At 74.2% G+C, this 24,889-nt stretch carries 22 protein-coding genes; 14 read left to right on the top strand and 8 right to left on the bottom strand.

The annotated features are described in order from the left end of the window. Window positions 1-31: 31 nt before the first annotated feature. Window positions 32-2,356, top strand: coding sequence for a thiamine pyrophosphate-binding protein (locus tag AKI01S_RS35620; RefSeq protein ID WP_067828101.1), 2,325 nt, complete (start codon window positions 32-34; stop codon window positions 2,354-2,356). 37 nt (window positions 2,357-2,393) lie between these two features. Here the strand turns inward: AKI01S_RS35620 and AKI01S_RS35615 are convergent, their stop codons facing one another. Both AKI01S_RS35615 and AKI01S_RS35610 read right to left on the bottom strand, forming a co-directional pair. Continuing rightward, the gene (locus tag AKI01S_RS35615) at window positions 2,394-2,984 is read right to left on the bottom strand and encodes an ATP-dependent Clp protease proteolytic subunit (RefSeq protein ID WP_067828098.1); all 591 of its coding nucleotides are present in this window, start codon (window positions 2,982-2,984) and stop codon (window positions 2,394-2,396) included. 29 nt (window positions 2,985-3,013) lie between these two features. Beyond that, the gene (locus AKI01S_RS35610) at window positions 3,014-3,664 is read right to left on the bottom strand and encodes a ClpP family protease (RefSeq protein ID WP_067828065.1); all 651 of its coding nucleotides are present in this window, start codon (window positions 3,662-3,664) and stop codon (window positions 3,014-3,016) included. 94 nt (window positions 3,665-3,758) lie between these two features. On the opposite strand from AKI01S_RS35610, the gene AKI01S_RS35605 reads away from it, so the two are divergent. Further along, the gene (locus AKI01S_RS35605; RefSeq protein WP_067828060.1) at window positions 3,759-4,085 is read left to right on the top strand and encodes a type II toxin-antitoxin system Phd/YefM family antitoxin; all 327 of its coding nucleotides are present in this window, start codon (window positions 3,759-3,761) and stop codon (window positions 4,083-4,085) included. A gap of 18 nt (window positions 4,086-4,103) precedes the next feature. Here the strand turns inward: AKI01S_RS35605 and AKI01S_RS35600 are convergent, their stop codons facing one another. Beyond that, the gene (locus AKI01S_RS35600) at window positions 4,104-4,964 is read right to left on the bottom strand and encodes an NAD(P)-dependent oxidoreductase (protein WP_067828057.1); all 861 of its coding nucleotides are present in this window, start codon (window positions 4,962-4,964) and stop codon (window positions 4,104-4,106) included. Between the two features lie 90 nt (window positions 4,965-5,054). Here AKI01S_RS35600 and AKI01S_RS35595 point away from each other — a divergent pair, with 90 nt between their 5' ends. The 10 genes from AKI01S_RS35595 (at window position 5,055) to AKI01S_RS35550 (ending at window position 19,559) form a co-directional block, all read left to right on the top strand. Then, window positions 5,055-5,636, top strand: a complete 582-nt coding sequence (locus AKI01S_RS35595; protein ID WP_067828053.1) for a TetR/AcrR family transcriptional regulator — start codon at window positions 5,055-5,057, stop codon at window positions 5,634-5,636. A 500-nt stretch (window positions 5,637-6,136) separates the two neighbouring features. Continuing rightward, complete coding sequence (locus tag AKI01S_RS35590; protein WP_067828048.1) at window positions 6,137-9,370, top strand: non-ribosomal peptide synthetase; 3,234 nt, start codon at window positions 6,137-6,139, stop codon at window positions 9,368-9,370. Between the two features lie 59 nt (window positions 9,371-9,429). Continuing rightward, entirely contained in the window at window positions 9,430-9,633 is a 204-nt protein-coding gene (locus AKI01S_RS35585; RefSeq protein ID WP_067828043.1) for an MbtH family protein, read from the top strand. A gap of 1 nt (window position 9,634) precedes the next feature. Continuing rightward, the gene (locus AKI01S_RS35580; RefSeq protein ID WP_067828040.1) at window positions 9,635-10,924 is read left to right on the top strand and encodes an MFS transporter; all 1,290 of its coding nucleotides are present in this window, start codon (window positions 9,635-9,637) and stop codon (window positions 10,922-10,924) included. After that, complete coding sequence (locus AKI01S_RS35575; RefSeq protein WP_218009942.1) at window positions 10,921-13,959, top strand: type I polyketide synthase; 3,039 nt, start codon at window positions 10,921-10,923, stop codon at window positions 13,957-13,959. The genes AKI01S_RS35580 and AKI01S_RS35575 overlap by 4 nt, the downstream gene beginning before the upstream one ends. After that, window positions 13,956-14,702 (top strand): thioesterase II family protein, encoded by a 747-nt coding sequence (locus AKI01S_RS35570; RefSeq protein WP_067828035.1) that lies wholly within the window; start codon window positions 13,956-13,958, stop codon window positions 14,700-14,702. The genes AKI01S_RS35575 and AKI01S_RS35570 overlap by 4 nt, the downstream gene beginning before the upstream one ends. Further along, window positions 14,656-16,332, top strand: a complete 1,677-nt coding sequence (locus tag AKI01S_RS35565; RefSeq protein ID WP_084000575.1) for an acyl-CoA dehydrogenase family protein — start codon at window positions 14,656-14,658, stop codon at window positions 16,330-16,332. The genes AKI01S_RS35570 and AKI01S_RS35565 overlap by 47 nt, the downstream gene beginning before the upstream one ends. Window positions 16,333-16,352: 20 nt before the next feature. Then, the gene (locus tag AKI01S_RS35560; RefSeq protein WP_169814070.1) at window positions 16,353-18,104 is read left to right on the top strand and encodes a non-ribosomal peptide synthetase; all 1,752 of its coding nucleotides are present in this window, start codon (window positions 16,353-16,355) and stop codon (window positions 18,102-18,104) included. A gap of 58 nt (window positions 18,105-18,162) precedes the next feature. Further along, window positions 18,163-18,972 carry an ArsR/SmtB family transcription factor gene (locus AKI01S_RS35555; RefSeq protein WP_245681917.1) on the top strand — a complete coding sequence of 270 codons (810 nt, stop codon included), beginning with the start codon at window positions 18,163-18,165 and terminating at the stop codon, window positions 18,970-18,972. A gap of 53 nt (window positions 18,973-19,025) precedes the next feature. Continuing rightward, a complete protein-coding gene (locus AKI01S_RS35550) occupies window positions 19,026-19,559 on the top strand; it encodes a hypothetical protein (RefSeq protein ID WP_067828024.1) in 534 nt (177 codons plus the stop codon). Between the two features lie 106 nt (window positions 19,560-19,665). Here the strand turns inward: AKI01S_RS35550 and AKI01S_RS35545 are convergent, their stop codons facing one another. Next, entirely contained in the window at window positions 19,666-20,487 is an 822-nt protein-coding gene (locus AKI01S_RS35545) for a glycerophosphodiester phosphodiesterase family protein (protein ID WP_067828021.1), read from the bottom strand. A 112-nt stretch (window positions 20,488-20,599) separates the two neighbouring features. On the opposite strand from AKI01S_RS35545, the gene AKI01S_RS35540 reads away from it, so the two are divergent. After that, window positions 20,600-20,818: an EF-hand domain-containing protein gene (locus AKI01S_RS35540; RefSeq protein WP_067828018.1), complete on the top strand. Its 219-nt coding sequence runs from the start codon at window positions 20,600-20,602 to the stop codon at window positions 20,816-20,818. Window positions 20,819-20,872: 54 nt separating this feature from the next. Here AKI01S_RS35540 and AKI01S_RS35535 read toward each other — a convergent pair whose 3' ends face one another. Both AKI01S_RS35535 and AKI01S_RS35530 read right to left on the bottom strand, forming a co-directional pair. Then, the gene (locus AKI01S_RS35535) at window positions 20,873-21,421 is read right to left on the bottom strand and encodes a TrmH family RNA methyltransferase (RefSeq protein ID WP_067828014.1); all 549 of its coding nucleotides are present in this window, start codon (window positions 21,419-21,421) and stop codon (window positions 20,873-20,875) included. After that, window positions 21,418-22,035 carry a class I SAM-dependent methyltransferase gene (locus tag AKI01S_RS35530; RefSeq protein ID WP_067828010.1) on the bottom strand — a complete coding sequence of 206 codons (618 nt, stop codon included), beginning with the start codon at window positions 22,033-22,035 and terminating at the stop codon, window positions 21,418-21,420. Before AKI01S_RS35530 ends, AKI01S_RS35535 begins: the two co-directional genes overlap by 4 nt. Before the next feature lie 74 nt (window positions 22,036-22,109). On the opposite strand from AKI01S_RS35530, the gene AKI01S_RS35525 reads away from it, so the two are divergent. Further along, window positions 22,110-22,937, top strand: coding sequence for a rhomboid-like protein (locus tag AKI01S_RS35525; protein ID WP_174567442.1), 828 nt, complete (start codon window positions 22,110-22,112; stop codon window positions 22,935-22,937). Here the strand turns inward: AKI01S_RS35525 and AKI01S_RS35520 are convergent. Together AKI01S_RS35520 and AKI01S_RS35515 are read right to left on the bottom strand one after the other, a co-directional pair. Further along, window positions 22,921-23,868, bottom strand: a complete 948-nt coding sequence (locus tag AKI01S_RS35520) for a VWA domain-containing protein (protein ID WP_067828002.1) — start codon at window positions 23,866-23,868, stop codon at window positions 22,921-22,923. The genes AKI01S_RS35525 and AKI01S_RS35520 overlap by 17 nt on opposite strands. Then, window positions 23,865-24,854 (bottom strand): DUF58 domain-containing protein, encoded by a 990-nt coding sequence (locus AKI01S_RS35515; RefSeq protein WP_067828088.1) that lies wholly within the window; start codon window positions 24,852-24,854, stop codon window positions 23,865-23,867. Before AKI01S_RS35515 ends, AKI01S_RS35520 begins: the two co-directional genes overlap by 4 nt. Between the last annotated feature and the right edge of the window lie 35 nt (window positions 24,855-24,889).

The raw sequence follows: 24,889 nt of genomic DNA, 5'->3' as shown, positions 1-24,889 counted from the left end.
GAACGACGACTGCCCGGAAGGGGGCCTGACGATGACCGGTGCGGTGCGGGAACCGCGGAGCGGGGCGGCGGACCTGGCCGTTCTGCGTGAGATCGAGAACCGGGTGCTGTGGCTCTCCACCGCGATCGTCCACCACGCCAACCGGGTGCGTCCCAACCCGTCGGGGCTGAAGGTGGGCGGACACCAGGCGTCGTCGGCCTCGATGGTGTCGATCATGACGTCGCTGTGGTTCCGGCACCTGCGGGCGGGGGACCGGGTGTCGGTGAAGCCGCACGCCTCGCCGGTGCTGCACGCGATCAACCATCTGCTGGGCGAGCTGGACGCGTCCTATCTGACGCGGCTGCGGGAGTTCGGCGGGCTGCAGAGCTATCCGAGCCGGGCCAAGGACCCCGATCCGGTGGACTACTCGACCGGGTCGGTGGGCATCGGCGCGACCGCTCCGATCTGGGGCGCGCTGTCGCGCCGGTACCTGAACGCCACCGTCGGGGGCGGCGGGAGCGGCCGGCAGTACTCGCTGGTGGGCGACGCCGAGCTGGACGAGGGCGCGGTGTGGGAGGCGGTGCTGGACCCGGCCGTCGGTGAGCTGGGCGAGGTGGTGTGGGTCGTCGACCTGAACCGGCAGTCCCTGGACCGGGTGGTGCCGAACATCGCCGCCGACCGTCTGGAGGGCATGTTCGCCGCCGCGGGCTGGCAGGTGATCACCGTGAAGTACGGGCGGCTGGTGCGGGAGCTGTTCGAGCGGCCGGGCGGGGCGGAGCTGCGCGGGCGCATCGACGCGATGCCCAATCCCGAGTACCAGCGTCTGCTGCGGTGCGACGCGGCGCAGCTGCGGGAGCGGTTGCCCGGGCGCGGGCCCGGCGCAGCGGCGATCGCGGGGCTGGTGGCGGGCGTGGACGACGCGACGCTGCTGGAGGCCGTGGCGAACCTGGGCGGGCATGACCTGGAGGCGCTGGACGAGGCGTTCTCCGCGATCGACGACACGCGTCCGACGGTGGTGTTCGCCTACACCGTCAAGGGGTACGGGCTGGCGACCAGGGGGCATCCGCAGAACCACTCGGCCCTGCTGACCGAGGAGCAGATGCGGGAGCTGGCCGGGCGGGTGGGCGCGGATCTGGACGATCCGTGGCGGGCGCTGCCCGAGGGCGGCGCGGCGGCGGCGCTGTGCGCGGAGACGGCCGGGCGCCTGCGCCGGGACCGCCCGGAGGCGGTGCCGGCGCCGCCGGTGCCGTCCGACACCGGCCGCACCCCGTCCGGCACGGTCACCACGCAGGCGGCGCTCGGCCGGACCCTGCTGGACCTGACGCGGCAGGCTCCCGAGGCGGCGCGGCGGATCGTCACCGTCAGCCCGGACGTCAGCTCCTCCACGAACCTGGGCGGCTGGGTGAACAAGGTGGGGGTGTGGTCGACGACCGAGCGGCCCGACTGGTTCGCCGACGACGCCGAGACGATCCTGCACTGGCGGGAGACGCCCTCGGGGCAGCACATCGAGCTGGGGATCGCCGAGGTCAACCTGGTGGGCCTGCTGGGTGAGCTGGGGGCGACCTGGAGCCGGTGGGGGCAGCCGCTGCTGCCGATCGGGGTGCTGTACGACCCGTTCGTGGAGCGGGCGCTGGAGCCGTGGTCGTTCGGGATCTACGCGGGTGGCCAGTCCATCCTGGTCGGCACGCCCTCGGGGGTGACGCTGGCGCCGGAGGGCGGCGCCCACCAGTCGATCAAGACGCCGTCGATCGGGCTGGAGCAGCCGGGGTGTGTCACCTACGAGCCGGCGTTCGCCCTGGACACCGAGTGGGTGCTGCTGGCGAGCCTGGCGCGTCTGGGGCGGCCGGACGGGACCTCGGCCTACCTGCGGCTGTCCACGCGGCCGGTCGACCAGTCGCTGGCCGCGGTGCCGGAGGACTCCGCCGCCCGTGAGCGCCGTCGCCGTCAGGTGGTGGCGGGCGCCTATCCGCTGCGGCGCGCGGCCGCGCCCGCGGTGACCATCGCCGCGATGGGGGCGGTGGTTCCGGAGGCGCTGGCCGCGGCCGAGCGCCTGGAGCGGGTGGGGGTGCCCGCCGACGTGGTGTGCGTGACCAGCCCCGATCTGCTGTACCGGGCGGTGCGTGCCCGGCAGGGGCATGAGCGGGCCGACTCGTGGGTGCTGGACCAGGTGTTCCCCGCCGAACGCGCCACGCCCCTGGTGACCGTGCTGGACGGGCACCCGCACACGCTGGCGTTCCTGGCGACGGTGAACCGGGTCGCCACCAGTGCGCTGGGGGTGACCGGGTTCGGGCAGTCCGGTGCGATCGAGGATCTGTACCGCGAGCACGGCCTGGACGCCGACAGCATCGTGCGCGCCGCGCTGGATCTGGCCGGTTGAGCGTGGGGCGGCGGCCTTGGGGCCGCCGCCGGCGCGTTCAGCGGGAGGTGCCGGTCCGTGTGGTCAGCACCGTGTCGATCAGGCCGTACTCCTTGGCCTCGGCGGCGGTGAAGTAGCGGTGGCGTGACAGGTCGCGTTCGATCCGGTCGGCGTCCCGGCCGGTCGCCTCGGCCAGGACCCGCACCATCTGCTCGCGCAGCCGCAGCACCTCGCGTGCCTGGATCTCCAGGTCGGCGGAGGAGCCCCGGGAGGCGTCGACGGCGGGCTCGTGCAGCAGGACGCGGGAGCTGACCAGCGCCGCGCGCCTGCCGGGCGTGCCGGCCGCCAGCAGGATGGCCGCCGCCGATCCGGCCTGCCCCACGCAGGTGGTCTCCACCTCGGGGCGCACGTAGCGCATGGTGTCCAGGATCGCCATCATGGCCGTCAGCGACCCGCCGGGCGAGTTGACGTACAGGTTGATGGGCCGGTCGGGGTCCATGCCCTCCAGTGCCAGCAGCTGGGCGGTGACGTCGTTGGCGGCGGTGTCGTCGACCGGTGAGCCGAGGAAGATGATGCGTTCCTCGAACAGCTTGTTGTAGGGGCTGGTCTCCTTGACGCCGAAGGCGGTCCGCTCGACGAACGAGGGCATGACGTAGCGCCCCTCGGCGCCGTGGGGGGTCACGAGCCCACCCGGTCGACGCTGTCGACCACGTGGTCGACGAACCCGTACTCCAGGGCCTGGTCGGCGGTGAACCAGCGGTCGCGGTCGGCGTCGGCGGTGATCTTGTCGACGGGCTGTCCGGTGTGCTGGGCGATCCGCTCGAACAGCGTGCGCTTCAGGTACCGCGTCTGCTCGGCCTGGATCTGGATGTCGGAGGCCGTGCCGCCGATGCCGCCGTGCGGCTGGTGCATCATGATGCGGGTGTGCCGCAGGGCGTAGCGCTTGCCGGGGGTTCCCGCGCACAGCAGGAACTGGCCCATCGAGGCGGCCATGCCCAGCCCGACGGTGGAGATGTCGTTGGGCACGAACCGCATCATGTCGTAGATGGCCATCCCCGAGTCGACGACTCCGCCGGGGGAGTTGATGTAGACGGTGATGTCGCGCCGGGGGTCGTCGGAGGACAGCAGCAGGAGCTGCGCGCACACGCGGTTGGCGACGTCGTCGTCGATCTCCTGTCCCAGGAACACGATGCGCCGGCCCAGCAGGCGCTGGAACAGCAGCTCCCCGCCGAGCCGCGCCTCGGGTGCGGTGACCGAGGCCCGCGAGCGTCCCCAGTAGGTGTCGGATTTCCCGCCGCCGGCCCCGGTCGGCTGCTCGAACTTCGGCATGCGCGCCTCCTCAAGATCATTGATGTACAAAATGTACATTCTAAGGAGTCGGTGGTGAAGGGTGGTCCGAGCGTGTTCGCTATAGGATGAACGCGTGGATATTGCGGTGACGGAGGCGCGGAAGGTCCTGGCGGACCTGATCAACCGGGTCGTCTACGGAGGTGAGGAGGTCGTCCTCACCCGTCACGGACGCCCCGTGGCCGCGCTGGTGTCGCCCGAGGACCTGGAGCTGCTGCGCCTGGTGAAGTCCGGACGCGTCGACCTGACGGGCGTGGGGGAGCAGCACCCCGCCGAGCACCCCGCCAAGCACGGCGCGGAACGGCCCCACCACGCGTCCCCGATGCGCATCGCGGCCGAACTCCGGCCCCCCGGCCCGCCCGGCCCGTCCGGCCCCCTGCGCCCCCCGGGCTTCACGCGCTGACCGCGGCGCCCCGGGCCGCTACGCCTTGAGCACCTCGGTCAGGCTGGTGAGGCTGTCCCCGCCGCGCCCGGCGTCGGCCGCGCGGCGGAACAGCTCCAGGACCGCCGCCGGGAGGGAGCCGTCCACCCCGGACGCCCGCGCGGTGTGCAGCACGTGCTCCAGGCTGGCCACCCCCATGGCCACGTTGTCCACGTCGCCCCCGTGGTCGCCGGCGTCGATGCGCGGGGCGTAGAACTCCAGGAAGTACCGGAAGTCCATGGTCTTCACGGCGCGGGGCAGGAACTCCCGCGCCGAGATGCCGTTGGCCTGCGCGACCGCCTGGCCGTGCAGGTAGCCCGCCAGCCCGGTCCAGAACATGTCGATCCCGATCTGGTAGTACAGCGCGGCCAGGCCCGGGTCCTCGCCGAGGTACTCGATGCCGGTCAGGACCTCCAGCGCGGCCCGGTGGGTCTCGACCGCCTCCTCGGGACCGCTGTAGTACGTCATGGCCTCCGGGGCGCCGATGCCCGGGGGCGGCACCTGCACGCCCCCGGTGAGCTGCACGGCGCCGCGGGCGGCGAGCCACTCGGCCGTCTCGCGCGCCCGGTCCGGGGTGTCGGAGGTCAGGTTGGCCACGGTCCGCCCGGCCAGGGCGGCGGGAGCCTGCTCCAGGATCGCGTGCACGGCGGTGTGGTCGGTCAGGCTCAGCACCACCAGGTCGTTGGCCCGCAGTGCGGCCTCCACGGTGTCCGCGCGGCGGGCGCCGCGGGCCACCAGCCCGTCGGCCTTGCCCGGCGTGCGGTTCCACACGGTGACCTCGTAGCCCCGGTCCAGGTAGGTGGCGGCCATCGCCTGCCCCATGGGGCCGAGGCCGATGACGGTGACGGATGCGACGGTCATGGGTGTGTCCCCTCGTCTAAAACGAACGTTCTACTCAGCGGGACGCTAGCACAGTTCTAAAACGAGCGTTCTACCCACTACGATGGCGCCATGGGGACCAAGCACGAGATCGGCACCAGGGAACGGATCGTCCGGGCCACCTCCCGCCTCATGCAGCGGCAGGGCTACGAGGCGACCGGCCTCAAGCAGATCTCCCGGGAGGCCCAGGCCACCCTCGGCTCGGTCTACCACTTCTTCCCCGGCGGCAAGACGGAGCTGGCGGTCGAGGCCGTCCGCCACGGGGACCGGGAGTTCGGCGACCTGCTGCGCGCCACGCTGGAGCGGGTGGACGACCCGGCGGAGGCGATCATCTTGTGCGCCGACGAGCTGGCCGAGGGCCTGCGCGACTCCGGATGGACCGACGGCTGTCCCATCACCACCACCGCGCTGGAGAGCGCCGGGCGCGTGCCGGAGATCCAGCGCGCCGCCGAGCAGGCCTTCGCCCGCTGGCGCGCCCTGGTCGCCGACCGGCTCCGCCGCTCGGGCCTGCCCGAGGACGTGGCCGACGACCTCGCCCACACGGTGATCAACGCGCTGGAGGGCGCGGAGATGTCCGCCCAGGTCTCCCAGAGCGAGACGCCCCTGCGCCTGGCCGGCCGGCACCTGGCCCGGCTCATCGACTCCTACCGCTGACCACCGGCCGCTGACCACCGGCCGCTGACCACCGGCCGCTGACCACCGGCCGCCGCGCGCCGTCACGCGCGGCCACCATGAGCCCCGCCCATGAGCCCCGGCCCATGGGCTCTTGCCACGGCTGCCCCATTGCCTAGGTAATCCGAAGGCTCGGGAAGGCTTTCCCGGTACCCGTGTACGGGTTTTCCACGATGTTTTTCCGGAGGGAAAGACCGCACCGTCTTCGAATGGATTCGGCAGGGGGCCGACTTGGCGAAGCGGGAAAGAGCTGACGGAAAAGACCGCCACCACCCGGTGCTCCCAGCAGGCCCGGGGTAGGGGATGTGGCCGCATACGGCCGTTCGGCGAACAGGTCCCAACGGCCGGGCGCCGGGCGGCATCCAATTTCTGAACCCCATGCGAAAGCCGCCATCCCCGGGTGCCGGTGAATACCGCATGCGCCTGTAGACGACCCTTCGGCCATTCACATCCGTATTCCTGTGCGGACTGGGAGACGACCCATGCCAAAAACAGACCACCCGCTGTCCTACGCGCAGCGCGGGCTCTGGTTCCTCGACCGGCTGAATCCCGGCGACACCTCCTACAACGTCCCCTTCGTGGTCCGCCTGACGGGCGCGCTCGACGTCGAGGCCCTGACGGAGGCGCTGGGACGGGTGGTGGCCCGCCACGAGATCCTGCGCACGACGTTCCCCGAGCGCGGGGGCGAGCCGTACCAGAGGGTGGCCGACCCCCGCCCGCCCGTCCTGCCCCTGGTCGACCTCACCGGCCTGACGCGCGCGGAACGCGACCGGCATCGGCGCACGCTGGTCGACGCCTGGGCGGCGGAGCGGTTCGACCTCGCCGCCGGGCCGCTGATGCGCGCCCGGCTGCTGCGGCTCGGCACCGACGAGCACCTCCTGGTCGTCGTCCTGCACCACATCGTGTGCGACGCCGAGTCGATGCACCTGCTGTTCGACGAGCTCGCCGATTACTACGGCGGGGCCGAGGCACCGCCCGCCCCGCCCGTCCAGTACGGGCACTACGCGGCCGAGCAGCGGCGGCGGCCGGTGGACGAGGACGAGCTCGCCTGGTGGCGGCGGCACCTGGACGGGGCGCCGACCGCCATCGCGCCGCCGGGCGCCGACCGGCCGCGGCCCGCGGTGCGCGGCACGGCCGGGGCCACCCACGTGTTCCGGCTGCCCGAGGAGCTGGCGGCGGCGGTGGGCGCGTTCGCGCGCACCCGCCGGTCGAGCGCCTACATGGTCCTGCTCGCCGCCTACGCCGCGCTGCTGGGAAGGCTGTCGGGGAACCGCGACCTGCTGGTCGGCACGCCGGTGGGCGGCCGCTCCGAACCGGAGCTGGAGTCGCTGATCGGGTTCTTCGTGACGACGGTGCCGGTGCGCGCCGACCTGAGCGGCGACCCGACGTTCGAGGAACTGGTGGCCCGCGTCCGCGCCGCCACGCTGGCCGTGCTGGGGCACCAGGGCCTGCCGTTCGAGGCGCTGGTGGAGGGGCTCGGGCTGGACCGCGACCCCAGCCACACCCCGCTGGTGCAGGTCATGTTCACCTTCGACCCGCGGCCGCTGGCCGCTCCGCGCTTCGCGGGGCTGACCGCCGAGGTCGCGATGGCGGCGCCCCCGACCGCCAAGTTCGACCTGGACTTCATGATCGTGAAGGCGCCGGACGGGCGGGGCCTGGAGGTCACCGTCAACTACAGCACCGAGCTGTACGACGCCGGGACGATCGAACGGCTCGCCGCCCGCTTCACCCGGCTGCTGACGGCGGCGGTCGCGGACCCGGCCCTGCCGGTGGCGAGCCTGCCGCTGCTGGACGACCGCGAGGAGGCCCTGGTCACGCGCGACTGGGCCCGGGGCCGGGCGGCGCACCCGATGGACGTGCCGGTGCACGAGCTGTTCGCACGGCAGGCCGCCCGGACACCGGACGCGCCCGCCGCGTGCCTGGACGGGACGCCGCTGAGCTACGCCGACCTCGACGCCCGGGCCGACCGGCTGGCGCGCCGCCTGCGCGCCGCCGGGGCGCGGCGCGGGGACGTGGTCGGCATCATGCTGCCGCGCGGCCTGGAGGTGCTGGTGGCGCTGCTCGGCGTCCTCAAGGCCGGGGCCGCCTACCTGCCGCTCGACGCCGCCCACCCGCCCGCGCACCTGGAACGGGTCCTGGGCACGGCGGGCGGCGAACTGGTGATCACCGGGGGCGGCGTGGCGCACCGGCTGGACGGCGTCCCCGTCCGCTCGCTGGACATCGACGCGCCGGACGGGGACCAGGACGGGGACCAGAACGAGGGCGAAGACGAGAGCCGGGGCGCGGCGGCCGGGGACCTCGCGTACACGATCTTCACCTCCGGTTCGACCGGGGCGCCCAAGGGCGTCGGCGTCTCCCACGGATCCCTGGCCAACCACGCGCGGGCGATGCGGGAGATGTTCGGGCTGACCGCGGACGACCGCGTGCTGCAGTTCGCCGGCTTCGGCTTCGACGTGGCGGCCGAGGAGATCTTCCCGACCTGGCTGGCGGGAGGCTGCGTGGTGCCGCTGCCCGGGCCGCCCCCGCCGCCGCACGCCCTGACCGCCGTTCTAGAGAAGGGCGAGGTCACCGTCGCCAACCTGCCCGCGAGCTACTGGCAGCAGTGGGCCGCCTCCCTCACCGGCGACACCCCCTCCCGGCTGCGGCTGCTGGTCGTCGGCAGCGAGAACGTGGACGCCGGGACGCTGCGGGCCTGGTGCCGGAGGCACCCGATCCCGGTGATCAACGCCTACGGGCTGACCGAGACCACCGTCACGGCGGTCGCGCACCGCGTCCAGGGCCCGGTGACCGGCGCCACCGTGCCGATCGGTTCCCCGATCGACGGCCTGGAGGCGTACGTGCTCGACGAGGACCTGCGGCCCGTCCCGCCCGGCGTCGGCGGCGAGCTGTACCTGGGCGGCGCGGGCCTGGCCCGCGGCTACCTGGGCCGCCCCGACCTCACCGCCGAACGCTTCGTGCCGCACCCGTTCGCCGACGGCCTGCGCCTGCACCGCACCGGGGACCGCGCCCGCTGGCGCCACGACGGCGCGCTGGAGGTGCTCGGCCGCCTGGACGAACAGCTCAAGGTGCGCGGCTACCGCATCGAGCCCGCCGAGGTGGAGGCCGCGCTGTGCGCGCACCCGCAGATCACCCGGGCGGTGGTCGCGGCGCGCGGCGGCCCGGCCGACGGCGACCGCCGCCTGGTCGGGTACGTCGTGCCGCGCTCGGCCGGCGCGGACCCGGCGGGACCGGTCGAGGTCCCGGCCGACCTGCGGGCGTTCCTCGCCGGGCGGCTGCCGGTGCACCTGGTGCCGTCGGCGCTGGTCGCCCTGGCCGCGCTCCCGGTGACCGCCGGAGGCAAGGTCGACCGCTCCGCGCTCCCCGAACCGCCGGCCGCCACCGCGACGGCGCGTCCGGTCCCGGCGGGCGACGACACCGAACGCCGGATCGCCGCCGTCTGGCAGGAGGTCCTGGACCTCGACCGGGTCGGCGTCCACGACAACTTCTTCGACCTCGGCGGCAACTCGTTCGCGCTGGCGGCGGCCCACGCCCGCCTCACCGAGGACTTCGGAGGCCCGCTGCCCCTGGTGGCGCTGTACGAGCACCCGACGATCGCGGCCCTGGCCCGCCACCTCACCAAGGCGCCCGAACCGCGCCGCCCGCACGCCCCGGCGCCCGAGGCCGCGCGGCTGCGCGCCGGCCGGGCCCGCCTCAACCGGCGCCGCCGCGCCGGCTGACCCCACCCGGCAACCGACCCCCTGACGACAAACCCTCAGCGACGAAGGACGAACCACCCATGTCTCATGACGACGACCAGCGCACCTACAGCGTGGTCCGCAACGACGAAGACCAGTACTCCCTGTGGCCCACCGGCCGTCCCGCGCCGCGCGGCTGGGCCGAGGTCGGCGTGACCGGCACCAGGGCCGAGTGCCTGGAGCACATCCGCACGGTCTGGACCGACCTGCGCCCCCGCGGCGTACGCACGGCGATGGGAGCCTGACATGCGACGACGACCCGACCACATCTGGCGCAACGGAGCCTTCCGCAACCTGTGGGCCGCCCACTCGGTCAGCCTGGTGGGCACGCACCTGACGATGCTGGCCTTCCCGATGGTGGCGCTGCTGCTGGGAGCCTCCGCGCTGGAGGTGAGCCTGCTGGCCGCGGTGGAGTTCGTGCCGGTCCTGCTGCTGGGCCTGCCCGCCGGGGCCTGGGTGGAGCGGCTCCCGCTGCGCCCGGTGCTGATCGCCACCGACCTGGTGCGGGCGGCGGCGCTGGTGACGGTGCCCGTCGCCTACGCGCTCGACATGCTGACCATGCCGCTGCTGTACGCGGTGGCGTTCGCCATCGGGCTCGGCACGCTGTTCTTCGACGTCGCCCAGCTGTCGCTGCTGCCGAGCATCGTCGACGAGGAGCAGCTCACCAGCGGGAACGCCAAGCTGGAGAGCTCGCGTTCGGTGGCGCAGCTGGCGGGCCCGGCGGCGGGCGGCGTCCTGATCCAGGCGCTGACCGCCCCGGTCGCGCTGGCGGTGGACGTGCTGAGCTACCTGGCCTCGGCCGTCTTCCTGCTGCGCGTCCCCGGCGGGGCGCGCGACGACGTCCGGGCCGGGAAGGCCCGGCCACCGGCCGAGCGCCAGGGGCTGCGCGCCGAGATCAGTGAGGGCCTCCGCTTCGTCTTCGGGCACCGGCTGCTGCGGCCCGTCACGCTGTGCGCCGCCGCCGCCGAGCTGGCGTTCGCCGCGGTGCTCGCCCTCCAGGTCGTCTACGCCGTCGACACCCTGCACCTGAGCGCCGGAGCCGTCGGCGCCGCGCTCGCGATCGGCAACGCCGGCGGCCTGCTGGGGGCGGTGCTGAGCACGCCCGCCGTCGAACGGCTCGGGCCGGGCCGGGCCCTGATCGGCTCGGTCGCGGTCTTCGCCGCCGGCGCGCTGATGATCCCCCTGGCGGGCGGGGCCGCCGGGTTCGCGGCCGGGCTGTTCGTGGTCTACCTGGGCGTCGTGCTGTTCAACGTCGTCCAGGTGACGCTGTGCCAGACGGCGACGCCCGCCCGCCTGCTCGGGCGGATGAACGCCACGCTGCGCTTCATCACCTGGGGGACCGTGCCGCTGGGCGCGGCCTTGGGCGGCCTGCTGGTCGCGCCCCTGGGGCTGCGCGGCGTGCTCTGGCTCGCCGGGGCGATCACCGTCCTGTCCCTGGTACCGCCGCTGCTGTCGCCGGTGCGCGCCCTGACCTCCTACCCCTCGGCCGACGAACCGGCCGCCGACCAGCCCGTACGGGCCGGGAGCCCCGCATGACCGACACGAACGAGACCAACGAGACGACCGAGATGGACGAGATGAGCGGGAGGGACGAGGAGCACGGCACGTTCCTGGCCGTGGTGGGCATGGCCGGGAGGTTCCCCGGTGCGCGCGGCCTTCGGGAGTTCTGGAAGGGGCTCGCCGAAGGCACCGACTCCATCACCCGCTCCCACCCCGACACCCACGTGAACGCCCACCCCAACGCCTACGGCGCGGTGGCCGACGCCGACCACTTCGACGCGGCCTTCTTCGGCTACTCGCCGCGCGAGGCGCTCATGCTCGACCCCCAGCACCGGGTCTTCCTCGAATGCGCCTGGGAGGCCCTGGAACACTCCGGCCACGACCCCGCCTCCTTCCCCGGCGTGATCGGCGTGTACGGCGGCAGCGGCGACACCGGGCACTTCGGCACGCTGCGCGCCAACCGCGGCCGCTTCCCCGGGGTCTCGGACTGGCAGCTGCGGCTGGCGTCGGGCGCGGACTTCCTGACCAGCCGCGTGGCCTACAAGCTCGGCCTGACCGGCCCGGCCGTCACCGTCCAGACCGCCTGCTCGACCTCGCTGGTCGCCGTGCACACGGCCGCGCAGGCGCTGCTGGCGGGCGAGTGCGACCTGGCGCTGGCCGGCGGCGTCACGATCAAGGGGCCCGCGCCGTCCGACGAGGTCGGCGGGGACGACGGCGTGCTGTCGGCCGACGGAACGGTCCGCGCGTTCGACGCCGCGGCGACCGGGACCGTCGGCGCCGACGGCGCCGGGATCGTGGCGCTGCGCAGGCTGGAGGACGCGCTGGCCGACGGCGACCACGTGCACGCCGTGCTGCTGGGCACCGCGATCAACAACGACGGCGCCGCCAAGCCCGGCTTCACCACCCCGAGCGTCGACGGCCAGGCCGGGGCCGCCCGCACCGCGCTGGCGGTGGCCGGGATCGACCCGGCGACGGTCGGGTTCGTGGAGGCGCACGGCACCGGCACCGTCGTGGGCGACCCGATCGAGGTCCGCGCGCTGGCCAAGGCCTACGGACCCGGCGTCGGGACCGCCCTGCTCGGCTCGGTCAAGCCCAACATCGGGCACACCGACGCCGCCGCGGGCGTGATCGGCCTGATCAAGGCGGTGCTGGCCCTGGCCAACGAGCTGGTCCCGCCCACCCCGCACTTCCGCGAACCGAACCCGATGATCGACTTCGCGGCGAGCCCGTTCACGGTCAACGCGGTGGCGCGGCCCTGGCCGCGCCGGGCGGGCGAGCCCCGGCGCGCGGGCGTCAACTCCCTGGGCCTGGGCGGCACCAACGCCCACGTCATCGTCGAGGAGGCGCCCGTGGCGGAGCCCACCGGGGACCGCCGCCCCTTCCACCTGCTGCCGCTGTCGGCGCGTTCCCCGCAGGCCCTGGACGCCGCCGCCGCGCGCCTGGCCGACGGCCTGCGACCGGCCGGCGCGCCCCTGGGGGATGTGGCCTGGACCCTGCAGACCGGACGCCGCGCGTTCCCGCACCGGGCCTTCGTGGTCGCCGCCGACCGCGACCAGGCGATCGCCGCGCTCACCGACGGCCCCCACGGCGCCGCGACCGGCGCGGGCACCGGGGGAGGGGCCCCGCCCGACCCGGCGTTCCTGTTCCCCGGACAGGGCGGGCAGCACGTGGGGATGGCGCGCGACCTGTACGAGCACGAGCCGGTCTTCCGCGCCGAGATCGACCGGTGCGCCGAACTCGCCCTGCCGGTCCTCGGGCTGGACCTGCGCGACGTGCTGTACCCGCCCGGCCCGGCCCGCGACCGCGCGGCCGAGCAGGCGATGGCGAGCATGCGGATCGCCCAGCCCGCGCTGTTCGCGGTCGAGTACGCGCTGGCCCGGCTCTGGCGGTCCTGGGGCGTGCGGCCCGGCGTGGTGGTCGGGCACAGCCTGGGCGCCTACGCCGCGGCCACGATCGCCGGGGTGCTGGAGGTCGCCGACGCCCTGCACCTGGTGCTCGAACGCGGCCGGCTGCTGGAGAGCCTGCCCGACGGCGCGATGCTCGCGGTGCCGCTCCCGGAGCGGGAGCTGCTGCCCCGCCTGGGCGACCGCCTGTCGATCGCCGCGATCAACGGCCCGGCGCAGTGCGTCGTCGCCGGGCACGCGCTCGACGTCACGGCGCTGCGCCGGCGGCTGGCCGCGGACGGCGTGGACGGCCGCGTGCTGCACATCAGCGCCGCCGCCCACTCCTTCCTGGTGGAGCCGGTGGTCGCCGAGTTCGAACGGGCCGTGGCGCGCGTGCGCCTCAGCCCGCCGTCCCTGCCGTGGGTGTCGGACCGCACCGGCGCGCTCGTCACCGCCGAGCAGGCGTGCGACCCCGCCTACTGGGGCGCCCACCTGCGCCACACCGTGCGGTTCTCCGACGCGCTGGCGACCCTGCTCGGCCGGGCGGAGACCGGCCCGCTGCTGGAGATCGGGCCCGGCCGGACCCTGGGCACGCTCGCCCGGCGGCACCCCGCCGCCGACGCCGGCAGGCTCGTCCTGCCGAGCCTGCCGCACCCCAGTGAGGCGGACGGCGGCGCGCGGGCGATGCTGACCGCGGCCGGCCGGCTGTGGCAGGCGGGTGCGGAGATCGACTGGGCCGCGCTGCACGACGGCGAACCGCGCCGCCGCACGCCGCTGCCCACCTACCCGTTCGAGCGCAGGCCGTTCCGCCTGGACCCGCCCGCCGCCACACCGCCGCTCCAGGCGGTCCGGCCCGCCCCAGAACCGGACCCGGAGCCGGAGCCGGAGCCCGTGCGGCCGGAGACGGAAGCGGGGATGGACGGCACCCGGCGGGTGGTCGCCCACGCCTTCGCGACCGTGCTCGGGATGGACGGGATCGGCCCGCACGACGACTTCTTCGAGCTGGGCGGCGACTCGCTGGTGGCGGCCCAGGCGCTGGCGATGATCCGCGAGGCGACCGGCCGCGCGCTCACCGCGCGGGCCCTGTTCCGGGCCCCGACGGTGGCGCGCCTGGCCCGCCTCCTCGACACCGAACTGCTCACCGACCCGCTCACCGAACGCCTCGACACCGAAAGGCCCGCCTCATGACCGCGACCCGATCCCGGTGGCTGCTCCGCCGCCCGGGGCAGGACGGGACCGCGCCGCGCCTGTACTGCTTCCCCCACAGCGGGGGCTCGGCCGGCGAGTACCTGCGCTGGTCGGCCCGGCTGCCCTCGGCCGAGGTGTGGGGCGTCCAGTCGCCGGGACGCGGCGGACGCCTCGCCGAGCCCGCGCCGACCACGATGGAGGCGCTGGTGGGGGCGCTGACGGCCGAGGCCGACTTCGGCCCGGCGCCCTACGCCTTCTTCGGCCACAGCCTCGGCGCGCTGGCCGCCTACGAGACCGCGCTGGCGCTGCGCGCGCAGGGCAGGCCGGGGCCGCGGGCGCTGTTCCTGTCGGCCTACGGCGCGCCGCACCTGCACCGCCCCGGCCCGCCGGTGCACACGCTGGACGGCCCCGGGCTCATCGCCGCCGTCGAGGCCGAGTACGGGCCGCTGCCCGCCGAGCTGCACACCGACCCCGAACTGGCCGGGCTGGTCCTCGGCGGCCTGCGCGCCGACCTGTCGATCGTCGCCTCCTACCGCCCGTCCCCGGCGCCCCCGCTCGACTGCGCCGTGACCGTCTACGGGGGCAGCCGGGACCGGGAGGACGCGGTGCGCCTGGCCGCCTGGGAGGACTACACGACCGGGCCCTTCACGCTGCGCGTCTTCGCCGGCGACCACTTCTACTTCCGGGAGAACCCTGATGACCTGCTCACCCACCTCGACCGTGCGCTCGCCGAGCGTGTTTGACGAGCTGTTCGCCGGACGCGTCCGGTGGGACCTGGTCCGCCCCTTCCCCCGGCCGAGCGAGCCGGAGCGGGCGGCGGGCGACGCCGCGGTCGCCGCCGTGACCGCCCTGCTCCACACCTGGGTGGACCCCGAGGAGACCGACCGGACCGGCCGCCTCCCCGCGGGCCTCCAGGAGGCCCTGGCCAAGGCCGGGCTGCTGCGCCTGATGATCGACCCGGCGCTGGGCGGCCTCGGCCTGTCGTGGGCGAACGCCGCGCGCGTGGTGGAGGCCGCCGCCCGGTGGTCGGCGCCGGTGGCGTTCACCCTCGCCATCACCAACGGCTTCGGCTCGGGCTCCTACCTTCCGGTGCTGCCGCCCGGCCCGCTCCGCGACCTGATCGCCGACCGGGTCGCGGCGGGCATCGTCTCCGGCGGCGCCGACGCCGAACCCCTCGGCACCGCCAACCGGCGCCGCGCCACCACCGCCGTCCCGGTCGAGGACGGGGCCGCCTACCTGCTCACCGGCGAGAAGGTCTTCATCGGCAACGCGCCGGTGGCCGACCTGATGGACGTCTCGGCGACCGTCGAGGGCACCGACGAGGTGCGGCTGTTCTTCGTCGACCTGGACGCGCCCGGCGTGGAGGTGGTCGCCCGGCACGAGTTCATGGGGCTGCGCGGCGCCGAGATCGGGGCCCTGCGCCTGACCGGCGTCCGCGTCCCGGCCGACCGCCTGCTCCCCGAGTCCGCCGACGGCTGGCGGATGCGCCCGGGCGAGGCCGACCCCGGCGCGCTCGCGGCGCTGGCCATGTCCGCCCGCAACCTGGTGGTCGGCCCGACCGCGCTCGGCATCGCCCGGTCGTGCCTGGTGTGGACGCGCGACTTCGTGGGCCGCCGCGCCATCGACGGCCGCGGGCTCGGCGAGTACGACCAGATCCAGCGGCTGGTCGGCGCGACCGCGGCGGACGTGTTCACGATCGAGTCGCTGCTCGCCTGGTCCCTGCTGGGCGGCGACCGCGCCGACACCCGGCCCGACCTGACCGCGGTGAAGAACCTCGCATCACGCCTGTGCTGGCGCACCGTGGACCGCACGGTGTCGCTGCTGGGCGCGGAGGGCTATGAGACCGCGCGCAGCAAGGCCGCGCGCGGGGCCGTGCCGCTGCCGGTCGAACGGGCCTTCCGCGACGCCCGCGCCCTGCGGGTGGCGGGCGGCGTGGACTTCCTGCTCGACCTGTGGTCGGCCCGCTCGGCCCGCCGTCCCACCCCGACCCACCCGCCCACCGCGCCGCCCCGCGACCCGGCGCTGACCCCCCGCAACGGGGACCACCTGGCCTTCGTGGCGGCCCAGGCCCACTGGCTGGCGGGCCTCGGCGGCGACGAGCACACCGGCGACGAGCACACCGAGGACCAGCACACCGGCGACCAGCACACCCTGGCCACCGCCGGGGCGATCGCCGCCGAGCTGCTCAGCATGACCGTCGTGCTGGCCCGCTCGGCCGACCGGCCCGCGACCGCCGACCTGGCCGACGTCTCCTGCGCCGCCTCCCGGCACCGCCTGGCGGAGCTGCGGTCACGGCTCGGTGAACCGGGACGCGCCGCCACCAGCCACACCACCCTGCACACCGACCGGTTCGACCACCTCACAAGGACCTGACCATGATGACCGAACCTTTGATGACCGCACCCCTGACGACCGCACCCCTGACGACCGAACCCCGCGTCCACGACCTGGTCGCCGCCCAGCCGGCCGACCGCCTGGCGCTCGTCCACCGCGACCAGCGCCTCACCTACGGCGAGCTGAACGCCCGCGCCGACCACCTGGCCGACCGCCTGGCGCACGCGGGCGTCACCCTGGAGACCCCGGTCGGGGTGTTCCTGGAACGCTCACCGGAGTTCGTCGTCACGATCCTGGCGATCCTGCGCGCGGGCGGCCACTACGTCCCGCTGGACCCGGCCTACCCCGCCCACCGCCTGGACCTGATGGTGGACGCCACCGGCACCACCGTGATCGTCACCGATCCGGACCTGGCCGGGCGCCTGCCCGCGACCGGGGCCACCGTGCTCACCCCCGGCACCGGCCCGACCTCGTCCCCGCCTCCGCGCCGCCGCCCCCGGGTCGGCCCCGACAACCTCGCCTACGTGATGTTCACCTCCGGCTCCACCGGCCGGCCCAAGGGCGTGGCCGTCCGCCACAGCGGGGTGACCCGCCTGGTGCACCGTCCCGGCTACGCCGACCTCGACGGCGAGGTCGTCCTGCACATGTCCTCCCCGTCCTTCGACGCGGCCACGTTCGAGATCTGGGGCGCCCTCGCCAACGGCGCCCCCCTGGTGATCAGCCCCTCGGGCCAGGCGTCGGTCCGCGAGCTGGGCGCCCTCATCCGGGAGCACCGGGTCACCACCGCGTTCCTCACCACCGGCCTGTTCCACCTGATGGCCGACGAGTGCCCCGAGGCGCTGTCGGGGATGCGGCAGCTGCTCACCGGCGGCGACGTGCTGTCACCCACCCACGCCCGGCGGTTCGTCGAGGCCGCTCCCGGCTGCCGCCTCATCAACGCCTACGGCCCCACCGAGGCGACCACGTTCACCACGACCCACCCCGTCACCGGCGGGGACGACACCGCGATCGGCCACCCCATCCGCGCGACCTCGGTCCACGTCCTGGACGAGGACCTGGCCCCGGCCGCCGAGGGCCGCCTGTACGTCGGCGGCGCGGGCCTGGCGCGCGGCTACCTGGGCGACCCGGCCCTGACCGCCGAACGCTTCGTCCCCGACCCCTGGACGCCGGGCGGGCGCCTCTACGACACCGGGGACCTGGTGCGCCTGCGCCCCGACGGCGCGCTGGAGTTCCTGGGCCGGGCCGACGACCAGGTCAAGCGCCGCGGGTTCCGCGTGGAGCCCGCCGAGATCGAGGAGGCCCTGCGCGCCGACCCCGACGTGCGGGACGCGGCCGTCGTGGTCCGGGGCGACGCGGCCGAGGACAAGATCCTCGTCGCCCATGTCGTCACCGCGCGGCTGGCGCAGGTGCGGTCCCGGCTGACCGGGACCCTGCCCGCCTACCTGCTGCCCGACCGCTGGCTGGCGGTGCCGGGCCTGCCGCTCAACCCCAACGGGAAGGTGGACCGCCGGGCCCTGCGGGACCTGCCCGACGCGTCCCCGCCCCCCGCGTCCCCGCCGGTGGAGGAGCAGCCCGTGGAGGAGCGCCCGGTCAGCGAGGTCGAGGCGTCGATCGCGGCGATCTGGCGGGAGCTGTTCGCGCTGGGCGACATCGGCCGGCACGACGACTTCTTCGAGCTCGGCGGGCACTCCCTGCTGGCCAACCGCATGGTCTCGCGCCTGCGCGTCGCGCTGGGCGTGGAGGTCCCCCTGAGCCTGGTGTTCGACCACCCCACCATCGCCGAGATGGCCGAGCTGGTGGAAGCCGCCTGACCAGCGGCGGAGGAGGTGCCATTGACATTATGCAGGTAAATACCTGCATAATGGCGAGGTGAGCCTGGAAGCGAGAGCGATGGACTCGGTCTTCAAAGCGCTGGCCGATCCGACCCGCCGCCTACTGCTGGACCGTCTGCGCGAGCACAACGGGCAGACGCTGAGCGAGCTGTGCGAACACCTGGACATGGCGCGCCAGTCGGCGACCCAGCACCTGGACGTCCTGGAGCGCGCCAACCTCGTGACCGTCGTGCGCCGCGGACGGGAACGCCTCCACTACCTCAACCCGACACCGATCCACGAGATCGAGGAGCGCTGGATCTCGGAGTTCGACAGGCCCCGCCTGCAAGCCATCAGCGCCATCAAGCACCAGGCAGAGGAGTACACCATGACCGACACGCTCACGTCCGTGCCGACCTACGTCTACGTCACCTACATCCGCGCGAGCGCGGAACAGGTGTGGCGCGCCCTGACCGACGCGGACCTGACGGCCCGCTACTGGGGGCACGCCAACGTCTCGGACTGGCAGCCGGGCTCGACCTGGGAGCACCGGCGCGCCGACGGCTCGGGCGTCGTCGACGTCGTCGGCAGGGTCGTCGAGACCGACCCCCCGACGCGCCTGGTCATCACCTTCGACGACGTCCCCGACGCCGAGTCGTCCCGGGAGCCGTCGCTGGTCACCTTCCTCGTCGAACCGCACCAGGACATCGTCCGCCTCACCGTGACCCACGAGAACTTCCCCAACCGGGAGATGTTCGACGGAGTCTCGCGCGGGTGGCCGGCGGTGCTGGCCAACCTCAAGTCGCTGCTGGAGACCGGCGAGGTCCTTCCGCAGGCGCCGTGGGAGATGTCGGACGCGCACGCCTGAGACGGCGCCCGCCCCGGCACCTGCCGCGCGACACCGGAAAGAGGGAAGACACGATGGACACCGCCCCGCTCCGGGGGGCCTACCGCGCGCTGCTGGACGCCGCCGCCACCGTCGCCGACTCCGGCGACACCGGCTCCAGCGGCGCGGGTCCCGCCCCGCCGGCCGGCGAATGGAACGCCGACCAGATCCTGGCGCACGTCGCCCTCATCAACGCCACCACCATCACCGCGGTGTCCGCCATCACCGCGGGGGTGAACGCCACCTACGACAACCGCATGGCGCTCGACACCTGGACCATCGAACGCCTCATCACGTTGGCCGGGGGCAACGCGGGGCTGCGGGACCGCATCCGCCTCCAGGCGGACGCCCTGTGCGCGCTCGGCGGGCCGATGCTGAGCGACGCCGAACTCGACACACCGGTGCCCACCCGGCTGCTGTCCCACGACGCCGTCCTGGTCGACCGGCCCCTGCCGCTGAGGGACCTTCTCACCGGGCTCGCGGAAACCGAGCTGCCCGGTCACACCAGGCAGCTCCTGGCCCTCCTGCCGGGCGGCGCCGAAGCCGCGGCGGGGACGGCCGCCCCGTAGCGGACCTTGAGGAGACCGACGCCCGGCCTGTGATGGCAACGATCACCGTGCCGCGCCCGGGGCCGTCCGGCTCCGGGCGCGGCGGTCGCTGCTCACCCTGTCGCCGCTAACCCTGGTGGCAGGAGTCGGGGGAGGGGAGAGGGCGGAACCACTGGCCGCGGGCGGCCATGACGTGGCGGAGGGTCACCAGCTCGTCGGTCATGATGCCGTCGATGCCCATGTCGAGGAGGCGTTCCATCTCCAGGGGGTCGTTGACGGTCCAGGCGTGGACCTGCAACCCCAGTTCGTGGGCCTGGGCGATGAACGACGCGCTGACGAACGGCATCGGGCCCAGGCTGTGGGGGACCTGGGCGCAGGCGATGCCGGTGGCGGCCAGGCGGATGAGCTTTCCGGCCGGGCCTCCGGCCGAGCGGGCGCGCAGGGCCGCCACGCCGCGCGGGCCCAGGGACATGCACACGTCGGCGTCGGTGTAGAGGGGGAGGCGGGCGCGCATCTGGGCCAGGCGGCGGGTGGAGAAGGAGGTGACGCAGACGCGGTGCCAGGCCTTGGTGCGGTGCAGGACCTCGGCGAGGGGGCCGATGACGGGGGCGTCCTTGAGGTCGATGTTGACGCGGGCGTCGGGGAAGGAGCCCAGCAGGTCCTCCAGCAGGGGGATGGGCTCGGTCCCGTCGATGCGGGCCTTGGCGACCTCGCTGTAGGGGAGGGCGGCGATGGCGCCGGTGCGGTCGGTGACGCGGTCCAGGGTGCGGTCGTGGAAGGCGACGACCTTGCCGTCGGCGGTGGCGTGGGCGTCGGTCTCCAGGTAGCGGTAGCCCAGGTCGACGGCGCGTTGGAAGGCGGCCATGGAGTTCTCGGGGCGGCCGTTGCCGCCGCGGTGGGCGAAGGGGATGGGTCCGGGGTGGTCGAGGAATTCGTAGGAACGCGCCACGGGACGATTATGCCGGTCCCGGTCCCCGACCGGACCTTACTTTGTCAAGGGCGGGGGCTGGGAACTGCTACCGTCCTGGAGCGTCAGTTGTCGCACCAGGGGAGGAGCCGCCATGGCGGATGTGGAGCAGTACCGGGCGACGTTCGAGATGGTCGATGCGGACGGCGACGGGTTCGTGTCGGTGGAGGAGGTGAAGAACCTGATGCGGGTGCTGGGGCAGGAGGTCAGCACCCTGCGGGCCGTGGAGGTGGTCGTGGCGGCCGACGCCAACGGGGACGGGAAGATCTCGCTGGAGGAGTTCGCGGCGCTGATGGAGGAGGCCCGGCGGTAGGGGCGCGGGCCGTGCCGCCCGCGCCCGTCCACGCTCAGCCGGCTCGGCGGGTCGTCAGGTGGCGGCCCATTCGCGGCGGCGGGCCTCGGCCAGGGCGATGGCGGTGGCGACGGCGACGTTGAGGGAGCCGACGCGGCCGATCTGGGGGATGTAGGCGACGGCGTCGGCGGCGGCCAGCAGGGCGGGGGAGCAGCCATGGTCCTCGCCGCCCACGGCCAGGCACACGTCGCCGTCCAGGGGCGCCTCGTGCAGGGGGACGGCGTCGCCGGTGAGCTCGATCGCGACCAGGCGCAGGCCCTGCTTGCGGACGGTGGCGGCGGCCTCGGCGGCGGTTCCGGCGTGTTCCCAGGCGACCAGGCGCTCGGTGCCCAGGGCGGTCTTGTCGACGTTGCGGTGGTCGGGGTGGATGGCGTTGCCGGCCAGCCACAGGTGCTCCACGCCGAAGACGGCGGCGCTGCGGATGATGGAGCCCATGTTGAACGGCTGGGTGACCGATTCGACCAGCAGGCCCAGGCGGCCCTCGGTGCGGCGGCGCCAGTCGCGGTTGAGGCGTTTGACGTCGGTGGGGCGCAGCTGCTTGCGGGGCCCGGCGGGCGTGCTCATCGGGTCTGTCCTTCCTGGGTGCGGGCCGAGACCTGGAGGATCCGGTAGGCCGAGCGGGAGGCGAGGCGTCGGGTGGGGAAGCCCTGGTCGGCCAGCCAGCGCTGGAGGGAGTCCGAGCCCAGGTGTTTCTGGACGACCAGGTGGGCCTGGCCGGTGGGGGTGAGGCGGGGCAGCCAGGTGAGCAGCAGGTCGTGCAGGGCGGCCTTGCCGATGCGGATCGGGGGGTTGGACCAGATCGCCGCGAAGCGCAGGTCGGGGTCGATGTCGTCGGCCAGACCGAACCTTACGTTGTCAAGGTCGGCGGTTTGGGCATTACGCTCAGCCAGCTCGATCGCGCGTCGATTGACATCGACGCCCCATATCCGCGCCTGCGGCGCGCGGGTGGCCATGGTGAGGGCGATGGGGCCGTAGCCGCAGCCCAGGTCGAGCAGGTCGCCGGTGTCCGGGGGCGCCGGGACGGTCTCCAGCAGGATGCGGGTGCCCAGGTCGACGCGGTCGGGTGAGAAGACGCCGCGGTCGGTGGCCAGGCGCAGGTGCAGGTCGGGCAGGACCAGGTCGATGGTGCGCGTGCGGCTGGCGGTTCCGGGCTGTTCGGCGAAGTAGTGTTCCCCCACGTCGTGCGACCTTACCGGCTGGGCGGGGTGTCGTTGCGCGGCGGTGGGGCGTGGTGGTGGGACAGTGTGCGGCGATGATCGCTGTGGGTGTGCTGTTGGCGCTGGTGTGGTACGGGTTGCGGGGTCTGGGCCGGTGGTGGGGCCTGGCGGCGCGGTGGGTGGGGTGGGTGTCGCCGTGGACGCGGTGGGCGCATGCGTGGGTGTTGTCGGCGCCGGCGACGTTCGGTTATGTCGTGGTGTTCTCGGCGTTGACGTCGGTGCAGTTGGCGGCGCCGCCGAGGTTGGTGGATCTGTTGACGACGTTGCAGAGCACGAATCTGCGGAATCTGCATCGGGCGCCGTTGCGGGCGTTGTTGCACAGCGCGTTGTGGGTGGCGGACAAGGGTGCTGGGTTGCCGTTGTATGTGCTGGTGTTCGTGTCGGTGGTGGCGTGGGCGGAGCGTCGGTATGGGACGCCGCGGATTGTGGTGGTGGGGCTGGCGGGGCATGTGTTGGGGACGTTGTTGACGGCGTTGGTGGAGGTGCGGGCGTTGGAGGCGGGGCGGGCTTCGGCGCGGTTGGCGGTGACGACGGATGTGGGGGTGAGTTACATCATGGTGGCGGGGTGTGCGGCGGCGGTGTTGGTGATGCGGGGTTGGTGGCGGGTGGTGGGGTGGGTGTTGTTGGGGGTGGGGGTGGTGGGTCCGGTGGTGTGGAGCCGGACGTTGTGGGATTTGGGGCATTTGTTTGCCACGGTGTGTGGGCTGGGGGTGGCGTGGGTGCTGGTGCGGGCGGCTCCGTTGCGCCGGCCGCCGGATCTGCGGGGGTGTCTGCCGGTCCCGGCGTGTGGGGGCCGGGACCGGGGACCTGGGGCGGTGGGGTCGCCGGGGGAGGTGGGGCCGCCGGTCAGGGGAGGCGGTTGAACCAGATCAGGGAGGTTCCGGCGGCGGCGAGGGCGAACAGCAGGGCCAGGCCGGTGAAGCGGGCGGCGATGTCGCGGTGTTCGGTCTTCCAGCCGAGGGAGCTGCCGATGTTGGTGTAGACCTCTGACAGCTGGCCGGCGTCGGCGGCCTCGTAGGCCTTGCCCTGGGTGCCGTTGGCCAGGGTGCGCAGGGTCTCCTTGTTGACCGAGACGCTGGTGGTCTCGCCTTCGATGTCGACGGTGCCGTAGGGGGTGCCGAAGGCGATGGTGGAGACGGGGGTGTGGGCGGCGCGGGCGGCGTCGATGGCTTCGGAGACGGTGCGGCCGGTGGTGTTGTCGCCGTCGGACAGCAGGACGATGTGGGCGGGTGGGGGGTCCTGTCCGGCCTGGCTGTCGAAGGAGCGGATGGCCTGGAGGCTGGTGAAGACCGCTTCGCCGATGGCGGTGCGTTTGGCCATGGCGAGCTGGTCGATGGCGGTGATGGCGGACTGGCGGTCGGCGGTGGGGGCGGCGACGAGGTTGGCGTTGCCGGCGAAGGAGACGACGCCGACGTTGAAGCGGGTGGGCAGGTCGCGGATGAACTTCTTGGCGGCCTCTTTGGCGGCGGTGAAGCGGTCGGGGGTGACGTCCTTGGCCATCATGGACAGGGAGACGTCGATGGCGACCATGATGGTGGCGCGGTCGCGGGGGACCTTGACGCCGGTGGCGGGGCGGGCGAACCCGATGGTCATGAGTGTGATCATGACGAGGAACAGGGCGGCGGCCAGGTGGCGGCGCCAGCCGGGGCGCTGGGGGGCGACGCGTGCCAGCAGGTCCAGGTTGGTGAAGCGGACGGTGTTGCGGCGTCGGCGGAGCTGGACCAGTACGTAGGCGGCGGCCAGGGCGGGGATGAGGGCCAGCAGCCAGAGGCGTTCGGGCGACAGGAAGGTCACGGGCGTCCCCCCGGGCTGGCGGTGTGGCTGGCGGGTGTGTGGATGGCGCGGCCGGCGGCGCGGCGCTGGCGCAGGGCGAAGCGGGCGACGTCGGCGATCCAGTCGCGGTCGGTGCGCAGGATGAGGTGGTGGGCGCCGCTGCGGCGCAGGGCGTCGCGGGTGCGGTCGCGTTGGGCGGCGGCCGCGGCGGCGTAGCGCTGGCGGGTGCGGCGGTTGAGGACGATCTCGTGCACGGTTCCGGTTTCGGGGTCGGTCATCTCGACCAGGCCGATGTCGGGCAGGTCGAGTTCGCGGGGGTCGATGATCTCGACGGCGAGGACCTGGTGGCGGGCGGCCAGGCGGCGCAGGGGGCGTTCCCAGGCGGGGGGTGTGTCGAGGGGTTCGCCGGGGGCGGGCAGGAAGTCGGAGATGACGACGCGCAGGCCGCGGCGGGTCTGGCCGCGGTGCAGGGCGGTGATGCCGGTGGTGAGGTCGGGGGGTGGGGGGCCGGGTCGGCGGAGGCGTCCGGGGGGTGTGGTGGCGGGGGGTGCGTCCAGGACGGCCTGCAGGAGGTGGTAGAGGGCGGCCTTGCCGGTGCGGGCGGGCCAGCGGCGTTGGCCGTGGGGGTGGAGCAGGTAGGCGCCGACGCGGTCGCCGAGGCGGACGGTGAGGAAGCCGACGGCGGCCAGGGCGGCGACGGCCAGTTCGCGTTTGGTGAGGTCGGTGGTGCTGAAGTCCATGCTGGGGGTGAGGTCGACCAGGGCCCAGGCTTCCAGTTCGTGGTCGGCGATCAGGTCGCGGACGTGGGGGGTGGTGGTGCGGGCGGTGACGGCCCAGTCCATGTGGCGGACGTCGTCTTCGCCGGGTTGGTACAGGCGTGCTTCGGCGAGTTCGGTGCCGGGGCCGGGGAGCAGGCCGAGGTGTTCGCCGTTGAGCAGGCCGTCGAGGCGGCGGGTGACCTGGAGTTCCAGGCGGCGCAGGGTGCGTTCGGGGGTGAGCTGGGCCAGGCGGTCGTCGCGGCGGGGCCCGGCGGGGGGTGGGG

Origin of the sequence: Actinomadura kijaniata NBRC 14229 (assembly GCF_001552175.1) — a bacterium.
Classification (GTDB): Bacteria; Actinomycetota; Actinomycetes; order Streptosporangiales; family Streptosporangiaceae; genus Spirillospora; species Spirillospora kijaniata.
The sequence above is the reverse complement of the archived record's forward strand: the minus strand, read 5'-3'. Positions and strand labels throughout refer to the sequence as shown.